This window comes from Dulcicalothrix desertica PCC 7102, assembly GCF_003991905.1.
Taxonomy (GTDB): Bacteria; Cyanobacteriota; Cyanobacteriia; order Cyanobacteriales; family Nostocaceae; genus Dulcicalothrix; species Dulcicalothrix desertica.
Map to the genome: position 1 here is coordinate 25,415 of NZ_RSCL01000015.1, position 13,414 is coordinate 38,828.

Genomic DNA, 13,414 nt, shown 5'->3' on the forward strand with positions numbered 1-13,414 from the left:
AATCTATTGCCCCTGTTCTCTAATTATTTCTGCCACACTGTTTTAACATTTACAAACTCATGTATCCCCTGGATACTTAGTTCGCGACCGTAACCAGAATGTTTAATGCCCCCGAAAGGTAAGCGGGGGTCTGATTTTACCATGCCGTTTATAAATACTGAACCTGCTTCGATTTCGTTGATGAAACGTTTTTGCTCGCTTTCATCGTTACTCCAAGCACTGGCGCCTAAGCCAAAGGGTGTATCATTGGCAAGTTCAATAGCTGCGTTGATATCTTTGACTCGAAACAACATTGCTACTGGTCCAAAGAATTCTTCTTTGGCAATGGGGTTTTCTTTGGAAATTTTTAAGATTGTTGGTGGATAAAAGTTACCAGGACGGTCATCGATAGGATTACCACCTGTTAATACTTTTGCACCGTTGTTGACGGCAGCTTTGACTTGCGAGTCTATATCTTGGAGGATGTTTGGTGTCGCGAGTGGGCCAATGTCGGTGTCGGTTGACATGGGGTCGCCGATTTTTAATGCTTGGAATTTTTGTAGGAGTAATTGTTCAAATTTATCTGCTATTGTTTCAGTGACTATAAATCGTTTGGCTGCGATGCATGATTGTCCGTTGTTTAACATGCGCGCGCTTGTGGCTGTTGTTGCTGCTAGCTCTAGGTCTGCACTCTCCATTACTATAAATGGGTCGCTTCCACCTAGTTCTAATACGACTTTTTTAATTTCTTTGCCTGCTGTTGCTGCTAGTGAGGCGCCTGCTGGCTCGCTACCTGTTAGGGTTGCCGCTTTTACGCGGTCGTCGGTTATAATGTCAGCGACTTTGTTGGCGCCGATGAGGAAAGTTTGAAATACACCTGCTTCAAACCCTGCTTTTTGGAAAATTTCTTCGATGGCTATGGCACACTGAGGTACGTTTGAGGCATGTTTTAATATACCAACATTACCTGCCATTAAAGCTGGTGCCGCAAAGCGAAAGACTTGCCAAAACGGGAAATTCCACGGCATCACAGCAAGAATAATACCTAATGGCTGGTAGCGAATAAAACTAGCGCTCGCATCTGTTTCGACACTTTTATCAGCTAGAAATTGCGGTGCCGTTTCGGCATAATAACGACACACTAGAGCACATTTTTCGACTTCAGCAATAGCACTTTTATAAGTTTTGCCCATTTCTAAAGTCATCAAAGCTGCAAATTTAGCTTTGTCTTGTTCTAAAATTTCTGCTGAAGAATTGAGTAAATGCGAGCGCGTATCGAAACTTGTGTGACGATATTTCAAAAATACCTGCTGTGCCAAATCTATTTTGGCGCCTATTTCACTATCATTGAGCGGCTCGAAAGTCCTGAGTAGTTCCCCGGTAGCGGGATTTATGGTGGCTATTGCCATGACAAACACCTCCCGTTAAATACACCTATAGATAACATTGATTTTTGACTTAACCATTATGGTAAAGAGCAAAAATTAATTATGTATAACACTATTATAATTTTAGTGTCTGCTATAGAAACCGGTTTTTTTTATTAGATTGCAATAAAAATGACAATTTTGCTTAAAAACCCGGTTTATTGCATTTTAGATTTAAAATTTACAATGTTAATTAGTATATATATTTAAAACAATCACTTTTGTATTTACTTATTCAGTATTTATACTGATGAAATTAATATAATTATAAATTAGTGCATCCTTGTTTGATATACTTTTACTAGACGGTCAATACCTTTAAAGCGGTACTCACCCATTTCGTAAAATGAAGAATTGGAATTAAGAAGTTGGTAAGTTGCTTCACTTATGACGCATTCACCTGGTGGACATACACTTTCTAAACGTGATGCTAAATTAATTGTTGCTCCTAATGCAGTGTATTCTACCCGTTGTGAACTGCCAACATCACCTACAACGGCTTTACCACTGTTAATTGCTATTCGTAATTGTAAAGGTTCTTGCCAGAAGTTATTGGCATTTAGATTCTCTAACCGAATTAACATTCCTTGTGCAGCAGCAACCGCACGTTCTGCGTGGTCGGGCTGTAGTTCGGGGGCGCCGAAAAAAGCCATGATACAATCACCGATATATTTATCTAAAGTGCCACCGTAGGCAAAAACCTCTTGAAGCATTTCTTCAAATAAATTATTGAGCATTTCGGCAATTTGCGTTGGTGTCATCCGTTCGGAAATAGCTGTAAATCCAACGATATCGGCGAATAAAATGCTAATTTCGCTTTCTTTGGGTGGTAAACGTCCATCGGGTAAAGCACCAACCTCGATTAATTGCTGAACAACTGCTGGTGAATGATATCGTTCTAAACGCTGACGTATTACTTCTTCGCTTTTGAGTTTTTCTGCTAACAACCAACGTTGAACGCTCGATGCTACAATATTTGCTAGCGCTGAGAAAAAACTTAACTCTTGCTCTCCTTCTGCTTCCCAATGGTATGAAGAAAGATGCGCGTCTGCATATAAAACGCCAACTACTTTATTTTCATCCCATAGAGGTACAGCCATTGCGCTGCGTATATCGTTCATTAATATGCTATGTTCGCTTGCAAATCTTTCGTCGTTTTGTGCGTCAGCAATTTGAATCGCTATTTTTTCTTCAAATACTTTTTGGCAAATACTGCGACTTACCCAACTGCCATCTGCTGAGAGTTTTTTTTCTTTAGCAGAAATTCGTACTGCTGCACTTATTAATTCTAGCTTGCCACAGCCTTTAACATCGATTAATAGGGCTAAACGGTCGATGCTGTCTAAGTAGCGAAATACAACTTCTTGCACTTGTAAAAAAATTTCTTCTATTGACGCTGCTGCTGAGAGATTTTTCGCGATGTTTACTAAATCCTTAAGACGTGCAATTGTTTTATCTTTGTTACTATCGCTACCTGAGTTTCCTTGTGCTTCTATCCAGCTTTCTTGTAACTGCTTGACGTTTCGCAAGATAGTTCGCTGTTCTCCTGCTTCTGGGAACCCCGGCGCCTGAAGACGAAAATTATTATCTTTGAGAATAACGAGCAGGCTGATGTTTCCCAACCATATTACATCGCCATGATGGAATTGTTGTGGTGCCGTAATCATTTTATCATTAACGTGTGTCCCGTTTTTGCTTCCCAAATCCTCAACTGTCCATGTGTCGTCAGGTGCTTTTACTAAACGAGCATGATAGCGAGAAATTCCGCCAAACGGTAAATATAAGTCGCATTCCGGTAGACGACCAATTGTAAACACATCTTGATGCACTTCTACCGTTTTTTCAGTATTTCCCTCTTTGAGTCGTAGCTTCAGGTGGGTCATGGGTGACGAAAACTCCATCCAGGGCAAAGTTGTGCTAGCATCTTAACTCAGCAGCCTGTTGGCTTGGTAATTGATTAGTCATTTTTAGCCCACACTCCTTGATATGAGTAATATAAAGCACATAATATTTTCGCAATCTAATTCCAGAAACGCAAGGTTAAAAGTACTGGATAGCTTAGACAAAAAATTTAATCTGAGTAATTTCAACTAGAGTATAGCTTATTGGCATAGGTCAGGCGAGTGCTGTAGGTCAGGTGAGATGCCTCATTTACGGTTATTTTTTATACAAATACAAATACAAATAAGTATTTTTGCATATTCTTTACAACGGCTTTATTCTATCTTGACCTTTTTTTAGTCAATATTATATAGACAAAATATTTTAGCGACTAGATATTAATAAATAATGAAACGAGACAAAGCATCTTCCGTATTACTAATTTGGGGTTTTCCAGCAGATTTATTGTTGGTGTTTGTTGGTATTGCAGCAGTCGCAATTGCAACATTATACCCGTTTAATTTTTCAGTACCAGATAATTTTTCGCTTGGCGCCATTTTTGAGCGATTTGACAACACGAGTTTTTTTAATGATCAAGTAAATAATATTTTACTGTTTATGCCGCTTGGTTTCGGTGTTGCAAGTATTTTACTTAGAAAAAATGTTTCGCCATTAATTCAAATACTTGCTGTGATTGCCACTGGCGCCTGTTTATCTTTTACGGTAGAATTTTTACAATCGTTTTTACCTTCACGAGACCCTACTCCTGCTGATATTTTTAATAACACGCTGGGTAGTTTTGTTGGGTTGCTTAGTTTTTATATATTAGACACACGTCAATTCCGTTCTACGCTTGATTATATCCAAAATAGCCGCATTAGTAATTCTCGTGCTGGTATTGTAGGATTTTTGACTGGATATATTATTTTGGCGTTTTTTGTTGGTATTTCCTGGGAAAACAATATTAGTTTAAACCAATGGAACACAAATTTCCCTTTGGTGATTGGTAATGAACGAACTGGTGATAGGCCTTGGCAAGGAAGTGTATCGCAAATAGCTATTGCTGATAAGGCTTTTTCAGATAGCGAAATTGAAAAAGTTTTCTCTAACCCTAATTATTTAGCTAGTACAAATGATGCGATATTAGCAAAATATGAATTTGATGGGAAAGATAGCTATCGTGATATTACAGGGAAACAACCTGATTTATTATGGCAAGGACAAGTATCTAACGGTTCAAGCAGCAATCAAAAAGGTATATCTGTTGATTCGAGTCGCTGGTTAAAGACAGAAGAACCAGTTAAATTAATTAATCAAAGAATTAGTGAAACTTCAGAGTTTACGATTATTACTACTGTAGCGTCTGCTAATCTTTTGCAGAAAGGACCTGCACGGATAATTTCTGTTTCTGGTGACCCGATGCATCGAAATTTTACTATTGGTCAAGATAATACTAATTTATCGCTGCGTTTGCGAACTCCTATAACTGGACAAAATGGTTCGGATATTAACTTGTCGGTGCCTAATGTGTTCTCTGATACTAGTCCACGTCGTATAATTATTAGTTATGCGAAGGGTAAAATTCAGGTAAATGTAGATAAACCAGAAAATGTTTATTTGTTTAACTTGTTAGAACTGTATCCTAATAATCTAAAAGTTTTTGCCTATGCAATTACTTTTATTCCGTTAGGATTGTATTTAACAGTGTTGATTATTATGGTTAAGCGCAAAGCGTTTAATTTGATTCTACTTATTTGTGGTGCCGTTTTACCTTCTTTGATAATTGAAAGCATTTTAATTCATGCTAGTGATAAGAGTTTTAGCTTGGTGAATTTAATGCTGGGAGTATTTTTTACTGCTTGTACAGCATTGATGTTTAAAGCACGAACTTTGATATTGAGTAATTAATTAGTAAGGTTGGGGTTATACCCAACCGAAGTTATTCGTCACCGCTAAATTGAGTGGGTATTTCTAGGGGTATTTGACCTAAAAATCCTTTGCGATAGTCTGTGAGTAGCTGACGAGCGGTACGTTCGACATCTCCTTTGTAACGATGTTCTGCTAGAGCATGAAGATAACCTTCACCTGTATGCTCTGTTGGGTCTAGCTTATAACGCTCGTTTAATGCTTGTTTTGGTAGTAGTTCTGGCGCCACTGCTTCTAAGTAACTAATTATATCAAGAAAAGCAGCAGCGACTAACTGATTATCATACGACGCATCACCGATATCATCGCAAATCGCTAATTTGACGGCAGCATCTTGATTTTGTAGTTTTAAAGGAATTACTCCGGGTGCATCGAGTAATTCTAATTCATCAGAAATTCTGACCCAGCGTAGCGAACGTGTTACACCAGGACGTGCGGCACTTTCAACTACACGCTTTCCTAATATACGGTTAATTAATGCCGATTTTCCAACATTGGGAAAACCAATTACAACCGCACGGACAGGACGTGGTAGCATTCCTCTGCTTTTGCGACGTTCATTTAATTGTACACCCTCTGCTTGAGCGGCTTTGAGTACAGCTGGTACACCTTGCCCATGTTGAGCATTGGTATAGTAGGGAACTTCGCCTTGTCGCTTAAACCAGTTTATCCAGGCTTGCTTCGTTTGCGGTAAAATCATGTCGAAGCGGTTGATTACTAAAACGCGGGATTTGTTTCCTATCCATTCTTGTAATTGTGGGTGATGGGTAGATACTGGGATACGCGCATCACGCACCTCTAATACCACGTCAACAAGCTTTAGCTGCTCTTTTAGTTGCTTTTCTGCTTTGGCTATGTGACCTGGGTACCACTGGATAGTATTTAATTTATAGTTTTGTGTTATTCCCATTGATTTAAGTTAGGAGTTAGGAGTTAGGAGTTGGGAGTTAAGCTAGATTTATAATACTACTTTGTGGTGTTTTTGATTGCGGTTGCGGTTTGTTCTGGTTTGCCTTCTAGGGGGAATACTAAAATGCTTTTGATTTTGGGGTTGTCAACTAATTGTTTTAAGCGATTTAATTGTTTATCTAGAATTGCGACTCCTGCGTAATTTTCTGCGTAGTCTAATTCTTCGTTAAAGTTGGCATCGTTATATGATTGAATAAAAACTCTATCTACACCCCAATTTTTCCAATCAGCGGCAAAATAACGTTTCGCCCAATAAGGGTTATGATGACATATGTCGAAACTAACTTTGGAATTAGCTTTTTTCATGTCTGTTATCATTTGCCGCACAAAGTTGGTTAGATGAGCAGTACGGTCTACTTGACCTGGTAGTTCTGCATGATAGCCTAAATAATCATCCCATTGGACTGCATCTATGTTGGGATATTTTTGAACAAATTCTGTTAAGGTTCTTTTAAATAAATTACCTACTTCTGGAATTTCTACATCTAATACATAGTGGTCAATTCCTGCATAGGTTCTATCGACTCCAGGGACAATCCACTTTTTAGATATTGCTAAGTCAAATATTGGGCTGTTTTTATCTATTTTAATGCCTTTCTCAAAATAGGCGTGAACTTGCATTCTTTGTTTATGTGCTTCATCTATTAACCAATTTAACCATTGGTCTTGAAACTGGTTGGGGCAACTTTTATAACCAAGAATTTGCTGTGTCACTTCACTATTATACATTGTACAACCATTACCCCATACTCCATGAATAATGGTGTTGATTCCTTGGGCGCGATAATTACGAACTCGTTGACGAATTGTTTGCTCGTCTGCATTATTCGTTATTTGATATCTACTTAAATAAATTCCTCTAATTACTTTTTTATCCCAAGCTGTTTGAGGTAATGCTTGTCGAGTGCTTTTTGGTGTACTATTTGAAACAATCGGCGCCTTTGGTAGAGGGGTAGTAACTGTATGATTCACTATAGGCGCATGAAGCAAAGTCGGAGCAGTTATTTGCTGGTTATTAGGTAAGAATTTGCTGAGATTAAAATTGCCTAAATGAATAAACCACCAATAACCACCGCCAAGAGCAGCTAAAATTACTGAGATTGGAATACTCCCGCATCCACACCCACTTTCTTTTTTGCGCGACATATTTACAAAAGAGAGCAATATATAGTTACTACAACCTGGCTCTCTCGTATTCCGCAATAGTATTAGCAGAAATATTCGGGTCTGCTGACCAAGGGTTTTTATAGAATCTAAATTTTTGTTTAAGAACTAACCAGAAGAATGGCGCCACATCGAGCAAATACCTCTTCCAGAGTCGCTGGGGTTCAGCGGAAAGTCTATATAACCACTCTAGACCAGCTTGACTCATCCACCTTGGCGCCCGTGTTATTGTTCCTGCTTCAAAATTGATGGTGGCGCCTATTGCTAAGAAAATTTTGATGTTATTTAATTTATGTCTATACTTATAAATCCACATTTCTTGCTTAGGGGCGCCTACTCCAATTGCTAGAACTGTTGCTCCTGAGTCATTAATTAACTCTATTATATTTTGACATTCTTCTTCGTTTTTCTCAAATCCCATTGGTGGGGAATAAGTTTCAATAACGATATTACGCCCTACCTTGGAGTTGATATTACGCTGGGCAGTATATCCAACTTCTCCAATTCCTCCTAACAAAAATATTTTGATATCATCGTCATCTCTATAATAATTATAGAAAGCTGGAAATAAATCTGAACCTGAGATTTTTTCTCGAATGGGTATACCTAAAAACTTAGATGTGAACATCAAAATTTTACTATCGCAAACTATGTAATCTGCTTTTTGATAAGCATGATAAAAATCTAAGTTTTTTTGTAGCTTAATTAGATGGTCTACATTAGGAGTAAATACAATACCACCAAATTTTAGTTTTTTGAGTAACTGATACATTGTTATGTTATCAATAGTCAAATTAAATAGTTGAACTCGATTCATTGCCTTATTATATAATTAAGTAGTTATTTGAGAAAGCAAAAGACAGAGAGCAGTAGCGAATCATTATGAACTTTAAAGGGTTCAATCAGCAGGCTTTATTTCTAAGCTTTGTGTATTGATTGTGGGGTGGGCAAAAATGCCCACCCATATTTGTTTGAGCTTAAAAAATGTTCATATTTCTACTTTTGTTTGGTAAAATGAGTTATCATATTAAGTTTTACCAACATTGTTTGGTCTAAAATGTCTAAAATAGTGCTATCAGTGTTCATATCAAATTTACGTGCAAAATAATATTTATTTTGTTGTATCAAAGTATAATCATCCTTGGTTAGGGTTGCAGGGCTACCATAACGAGATTGAGAAAAATCTATGTAATGTTTAGATTCATTCGATAACTTGAACAGTTGATTGTTGACTAGTACAGTATGAATAAAAGATTCTTCAGGGTTGATTACATATTTATAATGCTCAAGAAGATCGGGATGCTTTTGAGTAAAATCATGTATATATTTAAGGCATTTTTTAGACAGAATACAAAAATAAGAACCTCCATAACAAATAAATTCATCATTAAATGGAGATTTAACTCTGCTTCCTATCATCAAACCATAAAAGAAATGAATTCGCAAAACAGGTTGTAAGTAATTCAAAAATTTTAATGGTTTTAATAGTGATAGAAACCATTTAGGTAAAATTTTTGAAAGTGTATAATATTTATACAAGTATCTATCACACCCTTGTCGAATATTCCATAAAGCTTCTTTAGAAAATACTTTAAAGTATTGTATGTAAGCATCATAACTAGTTCTAGATAATAGGTTTTCTAACTCTGAAATAGGTTGAGTTGGATAATCTTGTCCAGTTAGATTCACAAACCAGTCAAACTCTAGATTATTACTTAATATCCACTTAACAGTTGATAGATATTCTCTTAAAATCGAAAAATCTCCTCTTCCTGTTATTACATTGAATAAATGAATTTCTGAATATTCTTTTAATCTAGACATATCTAAAGTACAAGAAACCGGATTGTGACTTAATATAATTATCGAGTTCGGGCTAGTACTTTTGATATTGCGAACAAGGCGATATATTTGCTCTGGGTTTTTGTAAGTTTGAATTAAGAAACAGATTTTCATACTCTAAACGTCTTGTGATTGATGAAAAATTAATAGGGAAGTAAAGAAAATCAGATATTAATATAAAGAAACCGGGTTTTTTTAAAGATTTTGCATAAAAACCCGGCTTCTGGCTAAGGTCAAGTTGATAATTCTGGTTTACGGAAAGTGGCTTTTAGAGGGTTTAAGAACCAGAGCAGATAAGCTGCAACACCAGTTAATAAAGTCTTACCTGGTTCTTCTAACAGAATGTGCCAATGATTAATCAGAACAAGGTTAAATAGTTTGGCGGCAGTTATTCCGTCACCTAAGCTCACTAGACGACGCACTGTATAACGCATATGATAAGCCTTTGCAGCTTTTTCACAGTGCGCGATGATATCTGGAGCATAGGAACGAGTTTTTTCTACTACTGTTTCTAATGCTTCTAGTTGTTGTAAAGCGTTTGCAGAGAGTCCGGACGTAGTTATCCGGTACAAAGTCAACACTTCTGGAATTCCTTCGTGGCGCCAGTGAGTCAGAATAGAGATTCGTAACCAACATTCGATATCTTCAGCACGACGCAAACGCTCATCAAAATAATAGTTTTCGGCGATGCCATACACATCGTCTTGAAACTCAATACCTTGAAATACTTCACGTCTGATTACGGCAGCTGAACCATTACCAACAGGATTACGACAAAGTACATATGATGGTGTAATGTCATAGAGTTTTCGCGGTTTCTGATAAAGTCCTGTAAGATTACCTTCTTCATTAATAAACGCGGAATAGCAAAAACTAATTCCTACAGTTGGTGAATTATCCAAATGATTGACATGTTTTTCCAGCTTGGTGGGCAACCAGATATCATCAGCATCTAAAAAAGCTAAATAATCTCCTTGAGCATGACGAATACCTGTATTCCTAGCTCCTGGTAATCCCCTATTCGCTTGATGGATAATCTTGATTCTTGGGTCAGTAAACTGCTGACACACTTCTACGCTACGGTCTGGAGAACCATCATCGATAATTAAAATTTCAAAATCCTTATAAGTTTGTGCTAGTACAGACTCAATCGTAGCTGCAATATATTTTTCAGCATTGTAGAGGGGAATAATTACCGATACTTTTTTCATCTTAAGGAACCTGTGTAAACTTCTAATAGCTGCAAAAATTCGTAATTTAGTGATTAATTCATAATTTACTCATATTCAAATTGGGTATAAAATATCTTGAATATACGGCGAGCAAAGTTAAAAGAGTTCTACGAGGTTCTTTAAAAATCAATTTCCATTCTGAACGAAGCGCACGATTCATAAAATTGATGCCAATTTCAGACGAAAGGTGTAAACGCAGTGTTCTTCTGGCTAAATAGCGTAGAAGTAAAGCTTTTGCATGGTTATAATGTGTCTTCACTAATTCAGGTGCATAAGCTTGTACTTTGGAATTGACTCGACTCCATTCTTCTTCCATTCGGTAAAGCTGGGAAGACATTCCTCCTAAATTGGTTCGGTAAAGTACTAATACTTTGTCAATACCTTCTACTTGCCAACCATGACAGCAAACTCGTAAAAACAACTCAGCATCCGCAAATCCACTTAAATCTAGATCAAAACCTCCTACTTGCTGTAAAGCGACTCGACGAATTACAGCATTTGATGGAGTTACAGCAGGATTCTCTTCATATAATTTTTTGGAGGTAAGGTCTTTAAAGCAAGGATTTGAATACTGTCCAGTCGGTGTGCCATCAAAATTCATAAATTCAACTCTTCCAAAGCTCATACCAAGAGTTGGGTTTGCGCTTAAATGTTGAACATGAATTGCAAGCTTTTGTGGCAACCATAGATCATCTGCATCAAGAAACGCAATAAATTCTCCTTGAGCCATTTTGATTCCTGTATTTCTTGCTGCTGAGACTCCTTGGTTTTCCTGTCGAATTATTTGAATTCTAGAATCATTAAATTGCTGACAAATTTGTATACTCTGGTCAGGAGAACCATCGTCAATAATCAAAACCTCAATATTTTTATAGGTTTGCAATAATACAGATTCAACTGTTGTCGCAATATACTGTTCCGCATTATACACGGGAATGATTATGGAAACTTTTTTCATTTTTTGCACTATTAAAAAATTGAAATTAGTTCTTTAAAGATATAAGCTTTTTGACAATTTGAGGTGTGAACAATTTCATGATTGACCATTTGAAAATGTAGAATATTGTAACTGTATCTAGAAGATACTTTGGGTTTAAAGATATCGCTGTCCATAGCTTTTGACCAACTATATTAATATGACTGCTGTTTTTAACATGTGCAAAGTATGTTGCCGCTAGGTAATGATATAAGGCTGCTAATGTTTGATTTTTGAGGTATTGTAAATGTGATGGCACAGATTGGTAGATAATTTCTAATGTCATTAAAAGATTTTGTTCCATGACGGCAACTTTTGATGTTGCTGATGATGGTGATTGACGGTAAAAAACTTGTTGTTTAGGAATGACAGCAAACTTGTATTTTGCAGCTAATCTAATGTAAAATTCCCAGTCTTCGCCATATTTTAAGTTAACGTTGAATCCTCCTATTTCATCGACACATTCTTTACGCATAAGGGGAGTTGAACCATTCTCTAAAAAGTTTACGATGAGTAAATCTTGATAAACGTTTCCTTCTATAAATACGCGGGCGCCGGAATGAAACTTTTTTCCGGTTTCATCCATTTGTGAAGTCCAACTGTAAACTACCCCAATATCGGGGTTTGCTTTGATGGCAGCGAGTTGAAGTTCTAGTTTATCGTTTGTCCATAGGTCATCTGCATCTATAAATGCTATGTATTCGCTTTGTGCAGCTTTTATTCCTTTGTTACGAGCGGCTGATACTCCTTCATTTTGGGATGAAATAATTTTTAATCGCGGTTCTTTTATTTTTTCAAGGACTAATTGAGTGTCATCGGTCGAGCCATCGTTGATGACGATAATTTCAAAGTTGCTGAAGGTTTGCTCTTGAATAGATTTAATTGTTTCTAAAATTGTTTTTTCTGCATTGTAAGCAGGAATAATTACTGTTATTTCTGGCATCTTTTATTATTCAATTTACTATTATTTTGCTACTCACACCTGAACTGTAAACAATAATACTATAGAAATCCTAAATTCTTTTTGAAAAAATCTAGTATATGTAAGGTGGGCACTGCCCACCCTACGTGGTGTTCAAAAATCAAATAGGAATTCTATAGTTAGTTGAAACAATAATATTTGAGATAACATTTTTAATGTAAACAGCTAACATCGTTAAAATTGTTCTTCGAGGTTCTTTGTAAATAATTTTCCAATCAGTTTTTAACGCACGGTTCATAAAATTAACTCCCATATGTGAAGAAATTTGATTACGCAATGTCCTCCTTGCCAAATAACGTAAGAAGAAAGCTCTTGCTCGTTGATAATGTTTATTAACAAGCTCTGGAGCATACGTTTCAACTTTAGCGTTGAATTTTTTCCAATCTTCTTCCATACGGTAAAGATTTGATGACACACCGGCTGGATTTGTACGATAGCGTACTAAAGCTTTATTGATTCCTTCAACCTTCCAACCTTTGTATGCAACTCGCAAGAATAATTCAGCGTCTTCTGTTCCACTCAGGTTTGAATCAAAATTTCCAACGCTGTCAATAACAGTACGACGAACTACGGTATTAGATGGAGTAACTATTAAATTTTCATAATACAAATCTTTGGGCGTAATTTGGAACAGTTGTGAATTTGATAATTTACCAGTAGGTTTTCCATTAAAACTCATAAACTCTATTCTTCCAAAACTAATACCCAAATTTGAAGATTTTGCAAAATGCTGCATGTGTACCTCCAATTTATTAGGTAACCATTGGTCATCGGAATCTAAAAAAGCAATATATTCTCCTTTTGCAATTTGAAGACCTTGATTCCTAGCATAAGAAACTCCCTGGTTTTTTTGGCAGAATAATGTAATACGAGTATCTAGTTTGCAGTAATGGTTCACAATTTCAGAAGTATTATCTGTAGAACCATCATCAATGATAAGTAATTCAAAGTCATTAAAGGTCTGAGCTAAAACAGATTCTATGGTTGTAGCTATGTACTTAGATGAATTGAATGCGGGCATGATAATGCTAATAGT

General features: G+C 36.6%; 11 protein-coding genes. 1 reads left to right on the plus strand and 10 read right to left on the minus strand.

The genetic code is table 11. The annotated features are described in order from the left end of the window. Window positions 1-23 precede the first annotated feature (23 nt). Together DSM106972_RS28675 and DSM106972_RS28680 are read right to left on the minus strand one after the other, a co-directional pair. Window positions 24-1,388 carry an NAD-dependent succinate-semialdehyde dehydrogenase gene (locus DSM106972_RS28675; protein WP_127083889.1) on the minus strand — a complete coding sequence of 455 codons (1,365 nt, stop codon included), beginning with the start codon at window positions 1,386-1,388 and terminating at the stop codon, window positions 24-26. A gap of 290 nt (window positions 1,389-1,678) precedes the next feature. Continuing rightward, entirely contained in the window at window positions 1,679-3,289 is a 1,611-nt protein-coding gene (locus DSM106972_RS28680) for an adenylate/guanylate cyclase domain-containing protein (protein WP_127083890.1), read from the minus strand. Window positions 3,290-3,695: 406 nt separating this feature from the next. Between DSM106972_RS28680 and DSM106972_RS28685 the strand changes: the two genes are divergently transcribed. Then, entirely contained in the window at window positions 3,696-5,195 is a 1,500-nt protein-coding gene (locus tag DSM106972_RS28685; RefSeq protein WP_127083891.1) for a VanZ family protein, read from the plus strand. A 31-nt stretch (window positions 5,196-5,226) separates the two neighbouring features. Here DSM106972_RS28685 and ylqF read toward each other — a convergent pair whose 3' ends face one another. From ylqF to DSM106972_RS28725, 8 genes are all read right to left on the minus strand, one after another. After that, window positions 5,227-6,123, minus strand: coding sequence for a ribosome biogenesis GTPase YlqF (gene ylqF, locus DSM106972_RS28690; protein ID WP_019495609.1), 897 nt, complete (start codon window positions 6,121-6,123; stop codon window positions 5,227-5,229). A 56-nt stretch (window positions 6,124-6,179) separates the two neighbouring features. Beyond that, complete coding sequence (locus DSM106972_RS28695; protein ID WP_127083892.1) at window positions 6,180-7,328, minus strand: family 10 glycosylhydrolase; 1,149 nt, start codon at window positions 7,326-7,328, stop codon at window positions 6,180-6,182. A gap of 28 nt (window positions 7,329-7,356) precedes the next feature. Further along, the gene (locus DSM106972_RS28700) at window positions 7,357-8,163 is read right to left on the minus strand and encodes a WecB/TagA/CpsF family glycosyltransferase (RefSeq protein ID WP_127083893.1); all 807 of its coding nucleotides are present in this window, start codon (window positions 8,161-8,163) and stop codon (window positions 7,357-7,359) included. Window positions 8,164-8,342: 179 nt separating this feature from the next. After that, complete coding sequence (locus DSM106972_RS28705; RefSeq protein WP_233787687.1) at window positions 8,343-9,170, minus strand: beta-1,6-N-acetylglucosaminyltransferase; 828 nt, start codon at window positions 9,168-9,170, stop codon at window positions 8,343-8,345. A 251-nt stretch (window positions 9,171-9,421) separates the two neighbouring features. After that, complete coding sequence (locus tag DSM106972_RS28710) at window positions 9,422-10,399, minus strand: glycosyltransferase family 2 protein (RefSeq protein WP_127083895.1); 978 nt, start codon at window positions 10,397-10,399, stop codon at window positions 9,422-9,424. A gap of 58 nt (window positions 10,400-10,457) precedes the next feature. Continuing rightward, the gene (locus tag DSM106972_RS28715) at window positions 10,458-11,378 is read right to left on the minus strand and encodes a glycosyltransferase family 2 protein (RefSeq protein WP_127083896.1); all 921 of its coding nucleotides are present in this window, start codon (window positions 11,376-11,378) and stop codon (window positions 10,458-10,460) included. A 25-nt stretch (window positions 11,379-11,403) separates the two neighbouring features. After that, a complete protein-coding gene (locus DSM106972_RS28720; protein ID WP_127083897.1) occupies window positions 11,404-12,339 on the minus strand; it encodes a glycosyltransferase family 2 protein in 936 nt (311 codons plus the stop codon). 139 nt (window positions 12,340-12,478) lie between these two features. Beyond that, window positions 12,479-13,399 (minus strand): glycosyltransferase family 2 protein, encoded by a 921-nt coding sequence (locus DSM106972_RS28725; protein ID WP_233787685.1) that lies wholly within the window; start codon window positions 13,397-13,399, stop codon window positions 12,479-12,481. Between the last annotated feature and the right edge of the window lie 15 nt (window positions 13,400-13,414).

What these genes read in the sequence shown, in the direction of transcription:
- DSM106972_RS28675 (WP_127083889.1), bottom strand. Translation starts at nt 1,388, where the DNA reads ATGGCAATAGCCACCATAAATCCCGCTACCGGGGAACTACTCAGGACT.
- DSM106972_RS28680 (WP_127083890.1), bottom strand. Translation starts at nt 3,289, where the DNA reads ATGACCCACCTGAAGCTACGACTCAAAGAGGGAAATACTGAAAAAACG.
- DSM106972_RS28685 (WP_127083891.1), top strand. Translation starts at nt 3,696, where the DNA reads ATGAAACGAGACAAAGCATCTTCCGTATTACTAATTTGGGGTTTTCCA.
- ylqF (WP_019495609.1), bottom strand. Translation starts at nt 6,123, where the DNA reads ATGGGAATAACACAAAACTATAAATTAAATACTATCCAGTGGTACCCA.
- DSM106972_RS28695 (WP_127083892.1), bottom strand. Translation starts at nt 7,328, where the DNA reads ATGTCGCGCAAAAAAGAAAGTGGGTGTGGATGCGGGAGTATTCCAATC.
- DSM106972_RS28700 (WP_127083893.1), bottom strand. Translation starts at nt 8,163, where the DNA reads ATGAATCGAGTTCAACTATTTAATTTGACTATTGATAACATAACAATG.
- DSM106972_RS28705 (WP_233787687.1), bottom strand. Translation starts at nt 9,170, where the DNA reads ATGTCTAGATTAAAAGAATATTCAGAAATTCATTTATTCAATGTAATA.
- DSM106972_RS28710 (WP_127083895.1), bottom strand. Translation starts at nt 10,399, where the DNA reads ATGAAAAAAGTATCGGTAATTATTCCCCTCTACAATGCTGAAAAATAT.
- DSM106972_RS28715 (WP_127083896.1), bottom strand. Translation starts at nt 11,378, where the DNA reads ATGAAAAAAGTTTCCATAATCATTCCCGTGTATAATGCGGAACAGTAT.
- DSM106972_RS28720 (WP_127083897.1), bottom strand. Translation starts at nt 12,339, where the DNA reads ATGCCAGAAATAACAGTAATTATTCCTGCTTACAATGCAGAAAAAACA.
- DSM106972_RS28725 (WP_233787685.1), bottom strand. Translation starts at nt 13,399, where the DNA reads ATGCCCGCATTCAATTCATCTAAGTACATAGCTACAACCATAGAATCT.